This window comes from Streptomyces sp. GLSS-08 (assembly GCF_056387915.1).
The window spans coordinates 58,394-77,401 of record NZ_JBWJAQ010000018.1 but is presented as its reverse complement, the minus strand read 5'-3'; the positions used below and the strand labels follow the sequence as shown (position 1 = coordinate 77,401).

At 74.2% G+C, this 19,008-nt stretch carries 14 protein-coding genes and 1 riboswitch; of the genes, 11 read left to right on the top strand and 3 right to left on the bottom strand.

The genetic code is table 11. The features are described 5' to 3' along the window. Nucleotides 1-175: 175 nt before the first annotated feature. Both ypfJ and AC0ZLC_RS27160 read left to right on the top strand, forming a co-directional pair. On the top strand, nucleotides 176-1,063 hold the full coding sequence (gene ypfJ / locus AC0ZLC_RS27165) for a KPN_02809 family neutral zinc metallopeptidase (RefSeq protein ID WP_476754598.1): 888 nt from the start codon (nucleotides 176-178) through the stop codon (nucleotides 1,061-1,063). A gap of 143 nt (nucleotides 1,064-1,206) precedes the next feature. After that, nucleotides 1,207-1,620 (top strand): VOC family protein, encoded by a 414-nt coding sequence (locus tag AC0ZLC_RS27160; protein WP_476754597.1) that lies wholly within the window; start codon nucleotides 1,207-1,209, stop codon nucleotides 1,618-1,620. A gap of 54 nt (nucleotides 1,621-1,674) precedes the next feature. On the opposite strand, the gene AC0ZLC_RS27155 is transcribed toward AC0ZLC_RS27160, so the two are convergent. The 3 genes from AC0ZLC_RS27155 to AC0ZLC_RS27145 all read right to left on the bottom strand — a co-directional run bounded on the left by AC0ZLC_RS27155 (nucleotide 1,675) and on the right by AC0ZLC_RS27145 (nucleotide 5,790). Next, a complete protein-coding gene (locus tag AC0ZLC_RS27155) occupies nucleotides 1,675-3,075 on the bottom strand; it encodes a hypothetical protein (RefSeq protein ID WP_476754596.1) in 1,401 nt (466 codons plus the stop codon). Between the two features lie 265 nt (nucleotides 3,076-3,340). Further along, complete coding sequence (locus AC0ZLC_RS27150) at nucleotides 3,341-4,468, bottom strand: alpha/beta hydrolase family protein (RefSeq protein WP_476754595.1); 1,128 nt, start codon at nucleotides 4,466-4,468, stop codon at nucleotides 3,341-3,343. Between the two features lie 590 nt (nucleotides 4,469-5,058). Further along, a complete protein-coding gene (locus AC0ZLC_RS27145; protein ID WP_476754594.1) occupies nucleotides 5,059-5,790 on the bottom strand; it encodes a class II aldolase/adducin family protein in 732 nt (243 codons plus the stop codon). A 352-nt stretch (nucleotides 5,791-6,142) separates the two neighbouring features. Between AC0ZLC_RS27145 and AC0ZLC_RS27140 the strand changes: the two genes are divergently transcribed. The 9 genes from AC0ZLC_RS27140 to cobI all read left to right on the top strand — a co-directional run bounded on the left by AC0ZLC_RS27140 (nucleotide 6,143) and on the right by cobI (nucleotide 18,967). Continuing rightward, nucleotides 6,143-7,396: an inorganic phosphate transporter gene (locus AC0ZLC_RS27140; RefSeq protein WP_476754593.1), complete on the top strand. Its 1,254-nt coding sequence runs from the start codon at nucleotides 6,143-6,145 to the stop codon at nucleotides 7,394-7,396. A gap of 12 nt (nucleotides 7,397-7,408) precedes the next feature. Next, complete coding sequence (locus tag AC0ZLC_RS27135) at nucleotides 7,409-7,630, top strand: hypothetical protein (protein ID WP_476754592.1); 222 nt, start codon at nucleotides 7,409-7,411, stop codon at nucleotides 7,628-7,630. A gap of 139 nt (nucleotides 7,631-7,769) precedes the next feature. Continuing rightward, a riboswitch (cobalamin riboswitch) is annotated at nucleotides 7,770-7,910 on the top strand. A 107-nt stretch (nucleotides 7,911-8,017) separates the two neighbouring features. Continuing rightward, on the top strand, nucleotides 8,018-8,971 hold the full coding sequence (locus AC0ZLC_RS27130; protein ID WP_476754591.1) for a cobalamin biosynthesis protein: 954 nt from the start codon (nucleotides 8,018-8,020) through the stop codon (nucleotides 8,969-8,971). Then, nucleotides 8,968-10,476, top strand: a complete 1,509-nt coding sequence (locus AC0ZLC_RS27125) for a cobyric acid synthase (RefSeq protein ID WP_476754590.1) — start codon at nucleotides 8,968-8,970, stop codon at nucleotides 10,474-10,476. The genes AC0ZLC_RS27130 and AC0ZLC_RS27125 overlap by 4 nt, the downstream gene beginning before the upstream one ends. Beyond that, nucleotides 10,473-14,126, top strand: a complete 3,654-nt coding sequence (gene cobN / locus AC0ZLC_RS27120) for a cobaltochelatase subunit CobN (protein ID WP_476754589.1) — start codon at nucleotides 10,473-10,475, stop codon at nucleotides 14,124-14,126. Before AC0ZLC_RS27125 ends, cobN begins: the two co-directional genes overlap by 4 nt. Continuing rightward, a complete protein-coding gene (locus tag AC0ZLC_RS27115) occupies nucleotides 14,123-16,180 on the top strand; it encodes a putative cobaltochelatase (protein WP_476754588.1) in 2,058 nt (685 codons plus the stop codon). Before cobN ends, AC0ZLC_RS27115 begins: the two co-directional genes overlap by 4 nt. Continuing rightward, complete coding sequence (gene cobO / locus AC0ZLC_RS27110) at nucleotides 16,180-16,779, top strand: cob(I)yrinic acid a,c-diamide adenosyltransferase (protein ID WP_476754587.1); 600 nt, start codon at nucleotides 16,180-16,182, stop codon at nucleotides 16,777-16,779. Before AC0ZLC_RS27115 ends, cobO begins: the two co-directional genes overlap by 1 nt. Then, nucleotides 16,773-18,239: a cobyrinate a,c-diamide synthase gene (locus AC0ZLC_RS27105; RefSeq protein WP_476754586.1), complete on the top strand. Its 1,467-nt coding sequence runs from the start codon at nucleotides 16,773-16,775 to the stop codon at nucleotides 18,237-18,239. The genes cobO and AC0ZLC_RS27105 overlap by 7 nt, the downstream gene beginning before the upstream one ends. Then, entirely contained in the window at nucleotides 18,236-18,967 is a 732-nt protein-coding gene (gene cobI / locus AC0ZLC_RS27100) for a precorrin-2 C(20)-methyltransferase (protein WP_476754585.1), read from the top strand. The genes AC0ZLC_RS27105 and cobI overlap by 4 nt, the downstream gene beginning before the upstream one ends. Nucleotides 18,968-19,008 lie beyond the last annotated feature (41 nt).

Sequence of the window (19,008 nt, the reverse complement as noted above, 5' to 3'; positions counted from 1 at the left end):
CGGTTGCCCGGCCCCACGGATCAGGCGCAGAGCGTAGGCGGGGCCGGGTGCGGGGGCGTCGGGACACGGCGGCCGGACGGGGGCGCGTCGCCCGTTCGGACGTCCGCCCGACCCCGGACAGGGCGCCGTACAGGATGGCCGCCGCGGAACGACAGACCCAGAGGGTGGTACGCCCATGCAGTTCGACGACGACGCACGTCTGGACACCTCGGAGGTGCAGGATGTGCGGGGCAGCCGGATTCCCGGCGGCGGCGCCACCATCGGCGGTGGTGTCGCCGGCGTGATCGCCCTCCTTCTGGGCCTGTTCTTCGGGGTGGGCCCCGACCAGCTGGGGCTCTCGTCGGACGACAAGCCCGCCCCGGCCTCCTCCTCCCTCGACCAGGTCCGCCAGGACTGCCGGACGGGGCGGGACGCGAACGCCAAGGAGGACTGCCGCGTCGTGGCGGTGGTCAACAGCGTCCAGGACTACTGGGGGCAGGAGCTGGAGCGCCGCGGTGCCGCGTACACCTCGTCGCCGACGGTGTTCTTCAGCGAGCGGGTCGGCACCGGGTGCGGGACGGCGACGTCCGCCGTCGGGCCCTTCTACTGTCCCGGGGACCGCAAGGTCTATCTGGACCTGGACTTCTTCGGTGAGCTGCGGTCGAAGTTCGGTGCGCGGGGCGGCCCGTTCGCGCAGGCGTACGTGGTGGCCCACGAGTACGGACACCATGTGCAGGACCTCACGGGAACGCTGGGCCGGTCCCAGGACGGACGCACCGGCGCGGACAGCAATTCGGTACGGGTGGAGCTGCAGGCCGACTGCTATGCGGGCGTGTGGGCGCATCACGCGACCACCGCGAAGGACGAGTCCACCGGCCGGCCGCTGATCACCAGCCTCACGGCCGCCGACATCAGTGACGGCCTGGACGCGGCGGCGGCCGTCGGCGACGACCGGATCCAGGAGAAGTTCCAGGGCGGGGTGAACACGGACTCGTGGACGCACGGCTCGGCGAAGCAGCGGCAGCAGTGGTTCCGCGAGGGCTACCGCACCGGCGACATGACGCGGTGCGACACGTTCCGCTGAGGCGCGGTGTCTCCGCCGAGGCCGGGTGCGGCCCGTCGTCCGGTCGCCGGGGCGGGCCCGTCGTCGCCGGGGCGTTGTCAGTGGGCGGTGCGAGACTGTGGAACAGGTCACATCCGGCACGGAGACGAGAGGGAGTGGTCGGTATGGCGGGCAAGGACGGCAGCCGCCCGAGCATGTACCCGACGCTGCTGTACGCGGACGCCAAGGCGGCGATCAGGCAGCTGACGGAGGCCTTCGGCTTCACCGAGCTGTCGGTGTACGAGGGCGAGGACGGCGCGGTGACGCACGCGGAGCTGGTGCAGGGCAACGGCGCGGTGATGCTGGGCTCCAAGGGCCGCGGCGGCGTCTTCGACACGGCCATGAAGGACGCCGGGCCCGCCGGGGTGTACGTGGTGGTGGACGACGTCGACGCACATCACCAGCAGGCCGTGGACCACGGCGCGGAGATCCTGATGCCCCCCACGGACCAGGACTACGGCTCCCGGGACTATCTGGCCCGCGACCTCGAGGGCAACATATGGAGCTTCGGGACGTACGCCCCGGAGACCGGGGCGTAGGCGCCTCGCCCGAGACGGGTGCGTGGGCGCCCGCGACCGGGGCTTGGGGCTCCGTCAGCTTTCCCCGGTGTGCACCTGGAACGCTGCCCGGCGCACGGCTTTGGCGAGGGCGGGGTCCGGGTGGGCCGCGGCGAGCGCGACCAGCACCTGGACGGTCCGGGGGTGCCCGACCGCGCGCACCGCGTCGAGCAGCGCCGGCACGGTCGGCTGCACGGCGGACTCCAAGTGCCGCACGAGCAGCGGGGCTTCCCCGTGGTCGGCGACGGCGGCCGCCGTGTCCACCCACAGCCAGGTGGCCTCCTCCCGGGTGAGCACCTCGTGGACGTCCTCCGGGTCGTGGCCCTCGTGCTCCGCGAGCCACAGCAGGGCGTAGGGGCGCAGCGGGGTCTCGTCGGAGACGGCGCGCACGTCGGGCTCGGCGGGGGCGCCGACGACGCGCAGGGCCTCGAAGGCGAGGCCGCGCAGCAGGGCGTCCTCGCCGCGGGCGGCGTTCAGGAGTTCGGTGACGGCGCTGCCGACGGGGCGGGCCGCGAGCCACGCCCGGTACTCGGCGCGGGCCGCGTTGGGGCGCAGTTGGGCGCAGCCGCGGAGCATGTCCTCGGCGGGCTGCTCGATGTTCCCCGCGGGGCTCTGTGCGGCGACGCAGATCTGCTCCAGCTTGACCCAGACCGCCCAGCTGCCGAGCGGGGTCAGTGTGGCCTGCCCGTCGGCGCAGGTGAGAGCGCCCACGGAGGCGAGGGCGTGCAGGGCCCAGTCGAGGAGGGGGGCGAGCGGGGTGTCGGCGACCTCGGTCTCCGCAGCCGGTTCGGGCCGGGGGCCGTACGGGATCTCGCAGCGCTCGGTGCGCAGTTCGGTGACGCGCTGTTCGAGCAGGTCGAGCAGCTGGGCCACGTCCACGGGTCCCGCGGACAGCTGGAGGAAGGAGAGCACCTGGGGCATCGCGGAGACGACCTCGGCGACGGCGGCGGGCTCCCGGCCCGCGGGCTCCGGATAAGCCAGCGACCAGGCGTCGAACAGAGCGACCCAGCCGCGCAGGACGGCACTGTCGTCGCGGTTCCAGGCGCGCAGGCGCCAGCCGGGGCGCGCGCTGTTGCCGTGCACCTCGATGAGGCCCGCCAGGCGTGCGGTGTCCCAGTCGGCGCAGACCTGAGCGGGGGTCAGTCCCAGTTCGGCGGCGGCGCGTTCGGCGGTGGCCGCGGAGAGGGTGCCCCTGTCGTCGGGGGTCGCGCCGTCGCGGCCGGGACGCAGCGCCGCGTCGGCCCAGCGGGCGACACGGGCGGCGCCGGCCAGACCGGCGCGGGCCATACGGGCCAGTTCCGAGGGCGCCGGCGTGCCCTCGGGCGGCCGGGGTGCGGGGCGGCGTGAGCGGCGCTGGGTCACCGCTCGGGGAGCGGCGGCGAGGGGTCGCGGGCGGACGAGTCGGAGCCTGGAGTCGCGCGGGTTACGGGACGTCACAGGTGCAGTCTTCCGGTTGACAGTCCGAAAACCCAAACGGAATGCCCCGGCGGCCGATCGGGGGAGGTCGTTGCACGGGGGTGCTCGGGGTGCGCGGGGCGTGCGAACGGGCTGTCGCGCGAGGCGGAAACGGAAGGGTTGGGGTGTCGGGGGTGACTGTTCTCGGCCGCCGGCGGGTCCCGTCACTCCGGCGCGGCGCGCTGACGTGACGGGACACCCCACGGCCGGGCCGGGGGGCTTTGCAGCCCTGGGGCATTTGGGGGCTTCACATCAGCGGAGTCAGGAAGCGGCGGAGTGCTTCCTCGTACTCGGCCGGGTCGGCGTTCCACATGGCGCCGTGCGGGGCGTGCCGGACGGTGTGCAGGGTGACCAGGTCCGGGCGGCTCCTGGCCAGGCGGCGCGAAGGGCCCCAGGGGGCGATCACGTCGTCGGGGCCGTGCAGCAGCAGGACCGGGACGGTGAGCCGGGCGGGGTCCGCGACCTCGCGGGTGCGGTCGCCGTGCAGGCTCGTGCGCCCCTGTGCGGCGCGGACCGCGAGGGGCAGGAGTGCGGCGGGCGTGCGCCGGGCCGAGGCGAGGGCGCGCAGCGTCGTCTCCCAGCTCAGCACGGGCGAGTCCAGCACCAGCCCGGAGATGCGGTCGCGCAGCGCGGAGTGTGCCGCGGCGTGCAGCGCCATGGTGGCGCCGGTGGACCAGCCGTACAGGATGACGTGCTCGGCTCCTTGGTCCACGACGAAGCGGACGGCCGCGTCCAGGTCGCGCCACTCGGTCTCGCCGAGGTGGTTCAGCCCGTCCTGCGGGCGGGGCGCGCCGAGGTCGCCGCGGTAGGCGAGGTCGAGGACCGGGAGGTGCCGGCGCTGGAGGAACGGCATGACGTTCATCGGGTGTTCCCGGGTCGTGCCAAGGCCGTGCACGGTGATCAGCCAGGTGTCGCGGGCGCCGGGCACGAACCAGGCGGGCAGCGGGCCCAGCTCGCCGGGGACGTCCACGTCGACGTGTTCCAGGCCGAGGGCGGCGCTCGGGTCGCCCACGTGGAGGTTCGGGGTCAGCCACACCTTGTCGCCGGGTTTCAGGGTCCCGTGGGTGACGCGCTCCAGACGGCGTACGACGGTGTCGGCGGGGTGCGGGGCGGTGTCCAGGACGGGGCCGACGACGGCGTGGGAGCCGTCGCCGCCCAGCCCGTACGTGCCCGGGCGGAGCGAGGCCAGGGCGCGGGTCAGCGCGATCTGGCCCGCGGCCGTGGAGTGCACGGTGAGGCGGGGTTCGGAGGGCAGGGGCCGGCCCGGTGGTGCCTTCAGCGCGGCATCGCTGGCGAACCGGCCGGCGGCGACGGATGCCGCGCCGGCGGCAAGGGCAACTGTGACGGCGGCGGCCGTCGCTTTGACAGTGCGCACCGGTCCAGTCTCCCGGGGGAGCCCGCTCTCGGCCAGCGGGCGGGGGCTCGGCGTTTCCCGCCGGCCTCGGGAGCAGCCGCGTTCCGCCCGGCGGGGCCGGGGGCTCTGTCCCGGCCTGGGGCGGGCCCGGTGGGGCGTCCCACCCGCGCGGCGCCCGCCGGGAGGGGCCTCCGGGGCGGGGGGCGGGGGGTGGCCCGGCACCGCCGGATACGTCCGCCTCGGCCGAGCGCCGTCGCGGCGGAGGATTCCCACCCCTGCCTCGGTAGAGCGGCAACACCCGCCGGAGCCGGGTGGCTCGGCACCACCGGATACCGCCGCCTCCGCCGGGCGCCGTCACGGCGGGAACAACACCCCGCCCGGGCGGGGCCTCCGAGGCGGGGGTGTGGCTCAGCAACGCCGGATACGTCCGCCTCGGCCGAGCGCCGTCGCGGCGGAAGATTCCTACCCCTGCCTCGGTAGAGCGGGCAACGCCCGTCCGGGCGGGGTTCCCGGGCCGGGGTGGCGCGGCGGCGGCGGATGCGGCCGGCTCGGCCGGGTGGCCTGGTGGTGGGGAGGGCATTCGTCCTCGTGGGGACGGCGGTCCTCGTCGGCTACTCCGGCTGGCCGTAGTGGGACAGGTGGGCGGTCGCCTCCGCGGCCTGTGCGGGGGTCAGGAGGGTGGGGGTGAGGCCGGGGACGGACGAGGCCGTCAGCCAGACGCGGCACATCCACTCCAGCTGGGCGGTGCGGTCGTAGGCCTGGGCGAGCGTGGCGCCGTAGGCGATCGTGCCGTGGTTCTGCAGGAGGCAGGCGGAGCGGTCGACGAGGGCCCGGAGCATGTTCTCGGCCAGCCGCTCGGTGCCGTACGTGGCGTACGGGGCGACCCGGACCTGTCCGCCGAGCGTGCCGGACACGTAGTGGATCAGCGGCAGCTCGCGGACGAGCGTCGAGACGGCCGTCGCGTGGACGGCATGCGTGTGCACGACGGCACGCGCGTCGGTGGTGCGGTAGATCGCCAGGTGCATGGGCAGTTCACTCGTCGGCAGCAGCGACCCGCGCACCTGGCGGCCGTCGAGGTCGACTCCGACGAGGTCGGCGGGTGTCAGCCGCTCGTACGGCACCCCCGTGGGCGTGACCAGCACGGTGTCCCCGACGCGCACCGAGACGTTGCCCGACGTGCCGACGACCAGCCCGTCGGCGACCGTGCGGCGGGCCGTCGCCACGAGTTCGCGCCAGGCCTCCGCCAGCCGGTCCTCGGGGTCCGGCGCGTGCCGCTCCCCCGCGTCCCGGGGCTCTTCCCGTCCGGACCGGTCGTCCCGTGTGTCCCGCCGCTGCTCAGCCATGGCGCGATCCTTCCAGGGCGGGCGCCCTGTCCGGCTGCGAGGGCGAGCGTCGTCGCCGTTCCGGGGACATCACGGCCCGTGGGCGCCGTTCGGCCGGCGGTGCGACGACAGGCGGCCGCCTGCCGAGTGACCAGAATCTCCTCGACGGGTCCCCACGCGGGCTGCGACACCTCGGGCGGGGCCAGGGAGCCCGGGATTCCGCCTGCCGCGGGACGCCTTGGGTGCCGATTCCACACAAGCGGAGGGGCGCCACGCCGATCGAGTCACCGCTTTGCCCGCCCCAGTTCATCTTCCGTTCACCCTGGTTGCCTACCTTCCAATTGCCACTGACGTCCAACAGAAGCCTGGGTAAATGGAACACATCACGCTTCTCCTCGGGATCGTGATCGTCACCGCTCTCGTGTTCGATTTCACGAACGGTTTCCACGACACTGCCAACGCGATGGCGACGACCATCTCGACCGGCGCTCTGAAGCCCAAGACGGCGGTGGCGATGTCCGCCGCGCTGAACCTCGTCGGCGCCTTCCTCTCCGTGGAGGTCGCCAAGACCATCTCCGGCGGCATCATCAACGAGGAGGGCATCCGTACGGAGGTCATCTTCGCGGCCCTCGTCGGCGCCATCCTGTGGAATCTGCTGACCTGGCTCCTGGGTCTGCCCTCCAGCTCCTCCCACGCACTCTTCGGCGGCCTCATCGGCGCCGCGGTCATGTCGGCAGGCTGGTCGTCGGTGAACGGCTCGACCGTCGTCACCAAGGTGCTCATCCCCGCGGTCGCCGCGCCGGTCGTCGCCGGACTGGCCGCGATGCTGGCCACGCGCCTGACGTACCGGATCGGCAACCGCGCCGACCAGAAGGCGACCGCCAAGGGGTACCGCGCGGGCCAGATCGCCTCCGCGGGCCTGGTCTCGCTGGCCCACGGCACGAACGACGCGCAGAAGACCATGGGCATCATCACCCTCGCCCTGGTCACCGGCGGTGTCCTCGCGCCGGGCTCCAACCCTCCCACCTGGGTGATCGTCTCGGCCGGCATGGCCATCGCGCTCGGTACCTACCTGGGCGGCTGGCGCATCATCCGCACCATGGGCAAGGGCCTCACCGACCTCGCGCCGCCGCAGGGCTTCGCCGCCCAGACCAGCGCCGCCACGGTCATCCTCGCCTCCTCGCACCTGGGCTTCTCGCTCTCCACCACGCAGTCCTGCTCCGGCGCCGTCATGGGCTCGGGCCTCGGCCGCAGGGGCGGGGTCGTCCGCTGGTCGACCGCGAGCCGCATGTTCATCGCGTGGGGCCTGACCCTGCCGGCCGCCGGACTCGTCGGCGCCGGTGCCGAGTTCCTCACCCAGCAGGGCACCTGGGGCATCGTCACCACGGGCGTGCTGCTCGTGGCCGGCGCCGGTGTCATCTGGACGCTCTCGCGCCGCCAGCCGGTCACCATGGCCAACGTCAACGACGGCCAGGCCGAGCCCGCGGGCGTCGTGACCGCCGCGATCGCCGCGGTCACCCCGCCGCCGGCCGGCCCGGTCGCCACGGCCGACATCGGTCTGACGGCCACCATCCCGGCCCCGGACGCCGGCACCCCCACCGAGCCCACCCGCCCGGCCACGGTCTAAGGAACGAACAGCATGAACATCGACTGGGCAGCCCTCGGCTCCGTCTTCGGAGCCAGCCTCGTGGTCACCGTGGCCCTCGTCGGCCTCTTCACCCTCGGCATCGTCGGCCTCTCCAAGCGCGAGTCCGGGGCCACGCAGGGCGGTTCCGCCGCCCTCGCGGTGACCGGCGCGTACGCCTGCTTCGCCGCGTGCGCGGCGGCGGTGGCGTACGGCATCTACCTGATCGTCGCCTGACGACCGGGCTGAAACCCGACAAAAACCGAACAACGCGGCATCACTTCACGTGGGGTGCGGGACGGAACACCGTCCCGCACCCCACCTGCGTGTGGGGCTTCGCACACTCTCCCTTCGCAGGTCAACAGCAAGTTGACGGCTGTTCTGACCCCGTGGTGGACTGCCGGAGCCAACTACGGCGGCAGGAGAGGAAGCCGGTGCGAATCCGGCGCGGTCCCGCCACTGTCACCGGGGAAGAACGCCCCCGGGAGCCAGGAACTCTCACCGCCGGTCTCTTCGAACCAGGGCGCGGACACCCTGAGTGAGGACATATCGCCATGCGCGGCTGCCCGTTGCGGGTCCTGACGAGTACGAGGGTGCTGCCGCACCCCACAGCGGGCTGAGCCCGTGCGTGCCGATCGCGTCTTCGCGTACGGCGCCACCGCCGGCCTCCTCGGCGACCTGCTCCTCGGCGACCCCCGCCGCGGGCACCCGGTCGCCGCGTTCGGGCGGGCCGCGGGCGCCGTGGAACGGGTGCTGTGGCGCGACCACCGCGGATGGGGCGCGCTGCACACCGCGGTGTGCGCCGGTGGCGCCGCCGCTCTCGCGGCCCTCGCGAGCCACCGCGTGCACACTTCCCCCGCCGCCTCCGTCGCGCTGACCGCCGCCGCCACCTGGGCCGTCGTCGGGGGCACCTCCCTCGGCCGGGAGGCCAGGACCGTCGGCGGTGCGCTGGCCGCCGGCGACGTCGACGCCGCCCGCGAGCGGCTGCCCCACCTGTGCGGGCGGGATCCGCAGGCGCTGGACACCGACGGGATCGCCCGGGCCGTGGTCGAGTCCGTCGCCGAGAACACCTCCGACGCCGTCGTGGGCGCCCTGGTCTGGGGCGCCGTCGGCGGTGTGCCCGGGCTCGTCGCCTTCCGGGCCGTGAACACGCTGGACGCGATGGTCGGGCACAGGTCCGCCAGGTACCGCCGCTACGGGTGGGCCTCCGCACGGCTCGACGACGTCGCCGGCTGGCCGGGGGCCCGGCTGACCGCCGTACTCGCGGCCGTCGCGGGCGGCGATCCGCGCGGTGCCGTGCGCGCCTGGCGTGCCGACGCCGCCAGGCACCCGAGCCCCAACGCCGGTCCCGTGGAGGCCTCCTTCGCGGGGGCGCTGGGCGTACGGCTGGGCGGGACCCTCTCGTACGGAGGGCGGGTCGAGCACCGGCCCGTGCTGAACGGCGACGGGCGGGCCGTGTCCGTCCGCGACATCGAGCGGGCCGTACGGCTGTCCCGGCGGGTGAGCGGGCTCGCGCTGGGCGTGTGCGTCGCCGGGCGGCTGCTCGCGCAGGGACTCACGAAGGGGCGTACCCGATGAGCGGCGGACTGCTGATCGCCGGCACCACCTCCGACGCCGGCAAGAGCGTCGTGACCGCCGGGATCTGCCGGTGGCTGGTGCGCCAGGGCGTGAAGGTGGCGCCCTTCAAGGCGCAGAACATGTCCCTCAACTCGTTCGTCACGCGCGAGGGGGCGGAGATCGGGCGGGCGCAGGCCATGCAGGCGCAGGCCGCCCGCGTGGAGCCGACCGCGCTGATGAACCCGGTGCTGCTCAAGCCGGGGAGCGACCGCAGCAGCCAGGTCGTGCTCATGGGGAAGCCGGTGGGCGAGATGAGTGCGCGCGGCTACCACGGGGGCCGCCAGGAGGCACTGCTCGGGACCGTGCTGGACTGCCTGGCCCAATTGCGGGGCACGTATGACGCGGTGATCTGTGAGGGGGCAGGCAGTCCTGCCGAGATCAACCTGCGCCGTACCGACATCGTGAACATGGGCATCGCCCGCAACGCGCGGCTGCCCGTCCTCGTGGTCGGGGACATCGACCGCGGGGGCGTCTTCGCCTCGTTCTTCGGCACGGTCGCGCTGCTGAGCCGCGAGGACCAGGCGCTCGTCGCCGGGTTCCTGGTCAACAAGTTCCGCGGCGACGTGTCCCTGCTGGAGCCGGGGCTCGACATGCTGCACGGTCTCACCGGCCGCCCCTCGTACGGCGTCCTGCCCTTCCGGCACGGCCTCGGCATCGACGAGGAGGACGGACTGAGGGTCTCGCTGCGCGGGACCGTCCGGGAGTCCGTCGTGGCGCCGCCCGTCGGTGAGGACGTGCTGCGGGTGGCGGTCTGCGCGGTCCCGCTGATGTCCAACTTCACGGACGTCGACGCCCTCGCCGCGGAACCGGGCGTCGTGGTGCGGTTCGTGGACCGGGCGGAGGAACTGGCCGACGCCGACCTCGCCGTCGTACCGGGCACCCGGGGGACGGTGCGGGCCCTTCAGTGGCTGCGGGAGCGCGGCCTCGCGGACGCGATCGCCCGGCGGGCCGCCGAGGGGCGTCCGGTGCTCGGGATCTGCGGCGGCTTCCAGGCCCTCGGCGAGCACATCGAGGACGACGTCGAGTCGCGGGCGGGACACGTCGACGGGCTCGGACTGCTGCCCGTGCGCGTGCGGTTCGCGCGGGAGAAGACCCTCACGCGGCCCGTGGGCGAGGCGCTCGGCGAGCACGTCGAGGGCTACGAGATCCACCACGGGGTCGCCGAGGTCACCGGCGGCGAACCCTTCCTGGACGGCTGCCGGGTCGGCGCCGTCTGGGGCACGCACTGGCACGGCTCGCTGGAGTCGGACGGGTTCCGGCGCGCCTTCCTGCGGGAGGTGGCGGCCGCCGCGGGCCGCCGCTTCGTGCCGGCCGCCGGCACGTCGTTCGCCACGCTGCGCGAGGAGCAGCTCGACCTGCTCGGCGATCTGATCGAGGAACACGCGGACACGGACGCGCTGTGGCGGCTCATCGAGTCGGGCGCTCCGACAGGACTGCCTTTCATCCCACCGGGAGCACCCGCATGAGCACAGTGTTGTTGTTGTCGACCGCCGACACGGATCTGCTGGCGGCCCGGGCCTCCGGCGCCGCGTACCGGATCGGCAACCCGAACCGCGTCGACCTCGCCGGGGAACTGCCCGCGCTCGTCGCGGGCGCGGACGTCGCCGTCGTACGCCTGCTGGGCGGCAAGCGGGCCTGGGAGGACGGGCTCGCCGCGCTCGGGGCGTCGGGCGTGCCGACCGTGCTGCTCGGCGGGGAGGCGGTCCCCGACGCGGAGTTGATGGCGGAGTCGTCCGTGCCCGCCGGTGTCGTCGCGGAGGCGCTGCGCTACCTCGTCGAGGGCGGCCCGGAGAACCTGGCGGAACTCGCGCGCTTCCTCTCCGACACCGTGCTGCTGACCGGCGAGGGCTTCGAGGAGCCGAGGAAGACGGCCGAGTTCGGTGTGCACGGCGAGCGGGACCTGGCCGAGGGCCGCCCGACCGTCGGCGTGCTCTTCTACCGGGCGCACGAGCTGTCCGGCAACACGGCCTTCGTCGACACGCTGTGCGACGCGATCGAGGCGCGCGGCGCCAACGCCCTCCCGGTGTTCTGCGGTTCGCTGCGCGACGCGGACCCGGGGCTGTACGAGATCCTGGGGAAGGCCGACGCACTGGTCGCCACCGTGCTCGCGGCGGGCGGCACGCACGCCTCCGAGGCCTCGGCCGGCGGGGACGAGGAGGCCTGGGACATCGGGGCGCTCGCCGACCTCGACATCCCCGTGCTGCAAGGGCTCTGCCTCACCTCCTCGCACGCCGCCTGGGACGAGTCGGACGCCGCTCTGTCCCCCATGGACGCGGCGATGCAGGTCGCGATCCCGGAGTTCGACGGGCGCCTCATCACCGTGCCGTTCTCCTTCAAGGAGCAGGGTCCCGACGACGTCCCGGTGTACGTCGCCGACCCCGAGCGGGCCGCGCGGGTCGCCGGGATCGCCGTGCGCCACGCCCTGCTGAAGCACAAGCCGAACGCGGAGAAGAAGCTCGCGCTGGTCTTCACCGCCTACCCGACCAAGCACTCCCGGGTCGGCAACGCGGTCGGGCTCGACACCCCCGCCTCCGCCGTCCGTGTCCTCGACGCGCTGCGGGACGCCGGGTACGCCCTGACGGATTACCCGGACAACGGCGACGAGTTGATCCACCGGCTCATCGCGGCCGGCGGCCACGACGTCGAGTGGCTCACCGAGGAACAGCTGGCGTCCGCCCCGGCGCGGGTGCCGCTCGCCGACTACCGGGCGTGGTTCGAGACGCTCGATCCGGGGCTGCGCGACGGCATGCTGGAGGCGTGGGGCGAGCCGCCCGGCTCGCTGTACGTCGACGGGGACGACATCGTGCTGGCCTGCCTCCGGTTCGGGAACGTCGTCGTGATGATCCAGCCGCCGCGCGGCTTCGGCGAGAACCCGATCGCGATCTACCACGACCCGGACATGCCCCCGTCGCACCACTACATGGCGGCCTACCGGTGGCTGGAGAACTCGTTCGGCGCCGACGCGGTCGTGCACATGGGCAAGCACGGCACGATGGAGTGGCTGCCCGGCAAGGGGCTCGGACTCAGCGGCGGCTGCGCCCCCGACGCCGTACTCGGCGAACTCCCCCTGGTCTACCCGTTCATCGTCAACGACCCCGGCGAGGGCACCCAGGCCAAGCGCCGCGGGCACGCCACGGTCGTCGACCACCTGGTGCCGCCGATGGCGCGTGCCGACACCTACGGCGACCTCGCCAAGCTGGAGCAGCTCCTCGACGAGTACGCGCTCGTCTGCGACCTGGACCCGGCGAAGGCGCCCGCGGTGCGCGCCCAGATCTGGACGCTGGTCAAGGCGGCCGAGCTGCACCACGACCTGCACGTCGACGAACAGCCGGACGACGAGACGTTCGACGAGTTCGTGATGCACATCGACGGCTATCTGTGCGAGATCAAGGACGTGCAGATCCGTGACGGGCTGCACGTCCTCGGCGGCGGGCCTCGTGCCGAGGCGCGGGTCAACCTCGTGCTGGCGGTGCTCCGTGCCTCGCAGGTGTGGGGCGGCCAGGCCAACGCCCTGCCGGGTCTGCGGGCGTCCCTCGCGGACCATTTCGGGCTGTCGGAGAAGGAGTTGCTGGCCGAGCCGGGTGCGCCGGTGAAGGTGCCGGCGGAGCTCACGGACCTCGTCGAGGGGCCCGCGCGGACCGGCGCGGACGCCGTCGACCTGCTGGAGCAGTTGTGCCGCCGGATCGCCGAGGGCATGGAGGAACGCGGCTGGGAGACGTCCGGGAGCGCCGCTCTCGTGCGCGAGGTCCTCGGCGCCGACCTGCCCGAGGCGGTCGCGGTGGTGGAGTTCGCCTGCCGCGAGGTGGTGCCGCGGCTGGCCCGCACCACGGACGAGATCACGCACATCCTCAAGGCGCTGCGCGGCGGTTACGTCCCGGCGGGTCCGTCGGGCTCGCCGACCCGCGGTCTGGTGAACGTCCTGCCGACCGGCCGCAACTTCTACTCCGTCGACCCCAAGGCGATCCCGTCCCGGCTGTCCTGGGAGGTCGGGCAGGCACTCGCCGACTCGCTCGTGGCGCGCTACCTCCAGGACAACGGCGAGTACCCGACGTCCGTCGGGCTGACCGTCTGGGGCACGTCCGCGATGCGCACCCAGGGCGACGACATCGCGGAGATCCTCGCGCTGCTCGGCTGCCGCCCGGTGTGGGACGACGCGTCGCGCCGGGTGACCGGCTTCGAGATCGTGCCGCTGGCGGAGCTGGGGCGGCCGCGCATCGACGTCACCGTCCGGATCTCCGGCTTCTTCCGGGACGCGTTCCCGCACGTGATCGCTCTCCTCGACGACGCGGTGCGGGCGGTGGCCGAGCTGGACGAGCCCGCCGACCGCAACCACATCCGCAGGCACGCCGACGAGGACACCGCCGAGCACGGCGACCGGCGGCGCGCCACGGCCCGTATCTTCGGCTCGAAGCCGGGCGCGTACGGTGCCGGGCTGCTGCCGCTCATCGACGCGCGCAACTGGCGCTCGGACGCGGACCTCGCCGAGGTGTACGCGGTGTGGGGCGGCTACGCGTACGGGCGCGGGCTCGACGGGCGGGCGGCGCGCGGCGACATGGAGACCGCGTTCCGGCGGATCGCCGTGGCCGCGAAGAACGTCGACACCCGCGAGCACGACCTCGTGGACGCCGACGACTACTTCCAGTACCACGGCGGCATGGTCGCCATGGTGCGCCATCTGACGGGCACCAGCCCCGAGGCGTACGTCGGCGACTCCGCCACCCCGGACCAGGTGAAGACGCGCACGCTCGGTGAGGAGACGCACCGCGTGTTCCGGGCGCGGGTGGTCAACCCGCGCTGGATGGCGGCGATGCGGCGGCACGGCTACAAGGGCGCCTTCGAGATGGCGGCGACCGTGGACTACCTCTTCGGGTACGACGCGACGGCCGGGGTGGTCGACGACTGGATGTACGAGAAGCTCAGCGCGGAGTACGTCTTCGACGCGGAGAACCGGGACTTCATGAAGAAGTCCAACCCGTGGGCGCTGCGCGGGATCACGGAGCGGCTGCTCGAAGCGGCCGAGCGCGGCCTGTGGGCGGAACCGGACGCACAGACGCTGGAGCGGTTGCGCGCCACCTATCTGGAGCTCGAAGGCGATCTGGAGGGCGACGACCAGTGAGTACCCCGTTCCCGTTCACGGCCCTCGTCGGTCAGGACGACCTGCGGCTCGCGCTGCTGCTGAACGCCGTCTCCCCGGCGGTGGGCGGCGTGCTGGTGCGCGGCGAGAAGGGCACCGCCAAGTCGACCGCGGTCCGCGCTCTTTCGGCGCTGATGCCGAAGGTGGACGTCGTCGCGGGGTGCCGCTTCTCGTGTGCGCCGGCCGCGCCCGACCCGGCGTGCCCGGACGGGCCGCACGAGGTGGGTCCGGGGGTGTCCCGGCCGGCCCGCATGGTCGAGCTGCCCGTCGGTGCCTCCGAGGACCGGCTGGTGGGCGCGCTGGACATCGAGCGTGCCCTTGCCGAGGGCGTCAAGGCCTTCGAGCCCGGACTGCTGGCGGACGCGCATCGCGGGATCCTCTACGTCGACGAGGTCAACCTGCTGCACGACCACCTGGTGGACCTGCTGCTGGACGCGGCGGCGATGGGTGCCTCGTACGTGGAGCGCGAGGGCGTCTCGGTGCGGCACGCCGCCCGTTTCCTGCTCGTCGGCACCATGAACCCCGAAGAGGGCGAACTGCGGCCGCAGTTGCTGGACCGCTTCGGGCTGACCGTGGAGGTCGCGGCCTCCCGGGAGCCCGACCAGCGGGTGGAGGTCGTGCGCAGGCGGCTCGCGTACGACGACGACCCGGACGGGTTCGCGGCGCGGTGGGCGGACGAGGAGTCGGCGGTACGGGCCCGGATCGTGGCAGCCCGTGACCTGCTGCCGTCCGTGCGGCTCGGGGACGGCGCGCTGCGGCAGATCGCGGCGACCTGCGCGGCCTTCGAGGTCGACGGGATGCGGGCCGACATCGTGATGGCGCGGACGGCGACCGCGCTGGCCGCGTGGGCCGGCCGGACCGAGGTACTGGCGGAGGACGTGCGGCAGGCGGCCCTGCTGGCGCTGCCGCACCGGCGCCGGCGCAATCCGTTCGACGCGCCCGGGCTCGACGAGGACAAGCTCGACGAGACGCTGGAGGAGTTCGGCGGGCAGGACGGCACGGACGGTGACGACGACCCGGACCCGGACGGGCCCGGTGGCGGCGGGCAGCCCCCGCAGGGCGGTCCCGAGGGCGGTCCCGGGGACGGTCCCCAGGAGGGTCCGCAGGACGCGGCCGACAGCACGGAACCGGGCGGTGACGAGGCCGCACGGCCTCGGGCGGGCGAGAGCGGGCAGCCGGGGCCGTCCGGTGCCGGTGAGCAGCAGCCCGTACGGGCCGGGGAACCGTTCCGCACCAAGGCGCTGAGCGTGCCAGGGCTGGGCGAGGGCGCCGCCGGGCGGCGGTCCAGGGCGCGGACCGAGCACGGCAGGACCACCGGGTCACGGCGGCCCCGCGGGGCGCTCACCAAGCTGCACCTGGCGGCGACCGTGCAGGCGGCGGCGCCGCACCAGCGGGCGCGCGGCCGGTCGGGGCGCGGTCTGGTGATACGGCGGGACGATCTGCGCCAGGCCACCCGCGAGGGGCGCGAGGGCAACCTCGTCCTGTTCGTCGTGGACGCCTCGGGGTCGATGGCGGCGCGGCAGCGGATGAGCGCCGTGAAGGGTGCGGTGCTGTCGCTGCTGCTCGACGCCTACCAGCGCCGGGACAAGGTGGGGCTCGTGACGTTCCGCGGGTCGGCCGCCGACGTGGCGCTGCCGCCCACCTCCTCGGTGGACGCGGCGGCGGCGCGGCTGGAGTCGCTGCCCACGGGCGGGCGGACACCGCTGGCGGCGGGCCTGCTCAGGGCGCACGACGTGCTGCGGGTCGAGCGGCTGCGGGACGCGGCACGGCGGCCCCTGGTCGTCGTGGTCACGGACGGCCGGGCGACCGGCGGCCCGGAACCGGTGGCGCTCGCGGGCCGCGCGGCCCGGCTGTTCGCGGCCGACTCCGTCGCCTCGGTGGTCGTCGACTGCGAGACGGGGCCGGTGCGGCTCGGGCTCGCGAGGCAGCTCGCGGCGGAACTGGAGGGCACCGCGGTGACGCTGGACGAACTGCGGGCCGACTCGATCGCCGGCCTGGTCCGGGACGTGCAGGGAAGCAACAGGAGGGCCGCGTAATGCCGCAGGGACAGCCGAGCGCCGTACCGGACGACGGGCTGACGACACGTCAGCGGCGCAACCGTCCGCTGGTCGTGGTGCACACCGGGATCGGCAAGGGAAAGTCCACCGCCGCCTTCGGGCTCGCGCTGCGGGCCTGGAACCAGGGCTGGCCGATCGGGGTGTTCCAGTTCGTCAAGTCGGCGAAGTGGAAGGTCGGCGAGGAGAACGCGCTGCGGGTGCTCGGCGCCAGCGGCGAGGGCGGCACGGTCGACTGGCACAAGATGGGCGAGGGCTGGTCCTGGGTCCAGCGCGACGCGCAGCTGGACAACGAGGAGAAGGCCCGCGAGGGCTGGGAGCAGGTCAAGCGGGACCTGGCCGCCGAGACCTACCGGCTGTACGTCCTCGACGAGTTCGCCTACCCCATGCACTGGGGGTGGATCGACACCGACGAGGTCGTGTCCGTGCTGCGGGACCGGCCGGGGACGCAGCACGTCGTGATCACCGGGCGCAACGCTCCGGACAAACTGGTGGACTTCGCCGACCTGGTGACCGACATGTCCAAGGTCAAGCATCCGATGGACACCGGGCAGAAGGGCCAGAGGGGCATCGAGTGGTGACGAGCGTCCCTCGGCTGGTCGTCGCCGCGCCCGCCTCGGGCAGCGGCAAGACCACCGTGGCCACGGGGCTGATGGCGGCCTTCGCCTCGCGGGGGCTCGCCGTGTCCCCGCACAAGGTGGGGCCCGACTACATCGACCCCGGGTACCACGCGCTCGCCACCGGGCGGGTGGGGCGCAACCTCGACGCGTACCTGTGCGGTGCCGAGCTGGTCGCGCCGCTCTTCGCGCACGGCGCGCGCGGGTGCGATCTCGCCGTCGTAGAGGGCGTGATGGGCCTGTACGACGGGGCGGCGGGGCAGGGGGAGCTGGCGTCCACCGCGCATGTCGCGAAGCTGCTGCGGGCGCCGGTGGTCCTGGTCGTCGACGCGTCGTCGCAGTCGCGGTCGGTGGCCGCGCTGGTGCACGGGTTCGCCTCCTGGGATCCCGAGGTGCGGGTGGCCGGGGTGATCCTCAACAAGGTGGGGTCCGACCGGCACGAGACGCTGCTGCGCGAGGCACTCGACGCGTCCGGGGTGCCCGTGCTCGGCGTGCTGCGGCGGGCGCCGCAGGTGGACACGCCGTCCCGGCATCTGGGGCTCGTGCCGGTCGCCGAGCGGCGGGACGGGGCGGTGGAGGCGGTCGCCGCGATGGCCTCGCAGGTGCGCCTGGGATGTGATCTGGAGGCTCTGCTCGCGCTGGCGCGCAGTGCGCCCGCGTTGTCCGGTGCGGCCTGGGACGCGGACGAGGTGCTGGCTTCCCCGGCCCCGGCGTCCCGTCCCGTCCCGCTGCCGGGGGCCGGGGCCCCCGGATCCCCGCTCCCACCTGGACGGCCGCGTCCCGAAGAGCCGGACGGGCCGGAACGTTCCCGGCCGGGGCCGAGGAGAACGGTCGCCGTCGCCGGGGGGGCCGCCTTCACCTTCTCCTATGCCGAGCATGCCGAGTTGCTCACCGCGGCGGGGGCCGAGGTCGTCACCTTCGACCCGTTGCGGGACGAACGGCTGCCCGAGGGCACCGGCGGGCTGGTGATCGGGGGCGGGTTTCCCGAGGTGTACGCGCCCGAGCTGTCCGCCAACGAGCCGCTGCGCGAGGCCGTCGCGGAGCTGGCGCTCGGCGGGGCGCCGGTCGCCGCGGAGTGCGCCGGGCTGCTGTATCTGTCCCGCGAGCTGGACGGGCAGCCCATGTGCGGGGTGCTGGACGCCTCGGCCCGGATGGACGAGCGGCTCACCCTCGGCTACCGGGACGCCGTCGCCGTGTCCGACAGTGTGCTCGCCGAGGCGGGGACCCGGATGCGCGGGCACGAGTTCCACCGGACCGTCGTCGAACCGGGCGCCGGGGCGGCTCCCGCGTGGGGTGTGCGCGCCCCGGTACGGCGGGTCGAAGGTTTCGTACAGCAAGGTGTGCACGCGAGTTACCTGCACACGCACTGGGCGTCCACGCCCGGTGTCGCCCGTCGGTTCGTGGAGAGGTGCCTGACGTCATGAGCAGCAAGCTGATCGGGGTCGGGGTCGGCCCCGGCGACCCGGAACTGGTGACCGTCAAGGGCGTCAACGCGCTGCGGGCGGCGGAGGTCGTCGTCGTGCCCGTGCTGGACACGGGTGAGCGGGGGCGCGCCGAGGCGACCGTCCTGCACTACGTGCCCGAGGAGAAGATCGTACGGGTCGTGTTCGCGCTCAACGAGCGGACCGACCGGGGGCGGCGCGAGGCGGCCTGGGACGCCGCGGGCGAGCGGGTCGCGGGGCTGCTGGAGCGGCACGGCACCGTCGCCTTCGCCACCATCGGCGACCCCAACGTGTACTCGACCTTCACCTATCTCGCCCAGACCATCGCCGAGGCGCTGCCCGGCACGGTGATCGAGACCGTGCCCGGCATCACCGCCATGCAGGATCTCGCCGCCCGCTCGGGTGCCGTCCTCACCGAGGGCACCGAACCGCTGACCCTCGTCCCGGTGACCGCCGGCGCCGCCGTCCTCAAGGACGCGCTGCACGGGCCGGGCACGGTCGTGGCGTACAAGTTCGGACGGCAGGCGCAGGAGGTCGCGGCGGCGCTGCGCGAGACCGGACGCCTCGACGACGCCGTGTGGGGGTCCGCCCTCGGGCTGCCCGAGGAGTCCGTGCGGCCGGCCGCCGAACTCGACGGCGCGGCGCTGCCCTACCTCTCCACGCTGATCGCGCCTCCCCGGCGCGACGGCGGACGGGGCGGGAAGCTGTGAGGCGCCGGGACCGGCACCCGCCGGCCCGGGCGGCCCGCCGG

What these genes read in the sequence shown, in the direction of transcription:
- AC0ZLC_RS27160 (WP_476754597.1), top strand. Translation starts at nt 1,207, where the DNA reads ATGGCGGGCAAGGACGGCAGCCGCCCGAGCATGTACCCGACGCTGCTG.
- cobN (WP_476754589.1), top strand. Translation starts at nt 10,473, where the DNA reads ATGAGCACAGTGTTGTTGTTGTCGACCGCCGACACGGATCTGCTGGCG.
- AC0ZLC_RS27125 (WP_476754590.1), top strand. Translation starts at nt 8,968, where the DNA reads ATGAGCGGCGGACTGCTGATCGCCGGCACCACCTCCGACGCCGGCAAG.
- AC0ZLC_RS27140 (WP_476754593.1), top strand. Translation starts at nt 6,143, where the DNA reads ATGGAACACATCACGCTTCTCCTCGGGATCGTGATCGTCACCGCTCTC.
- ypfJ (WP_476754598.1), top strand. Translation starts at nt 176, where the DNA reads ATGCAGTTCGACGACGACGCACGTCTGGACACCTCGGAGGTGCAGGAT.
- AC0ZLC_RS27135 (WP_476754592.1), top strand. Translation starts at nt 7,409, where the DNA reads ATGAACATCGACTGGGCAGCCCTCGGCTCCGTCTTCGGAGCCAGCCTC.
- AC0ZLC_RS27145 (WP_476754594.1), bottom strand. Translation starts at nt 5,790, where the DNA reads ATGGCTGAGCAGCGGCGGGACACACGGGACGACCGGTCCGGACGGGAA.
- cobI (WP_476754585.1), top strand. Translation starts at nt 18,236, where the DNA reads ATGAGCAGCAAGCTGATCGGGGTCGGGGTCGGCCCCGGCGACCCGGAA.
- cobO (WP_476754587.1), top strand. Translation starts at nt 16,180, where the DNA reads ATGCCGCAGGGACAGCCGAGCGCCGTACCGGACGACGGGCTGACGACA.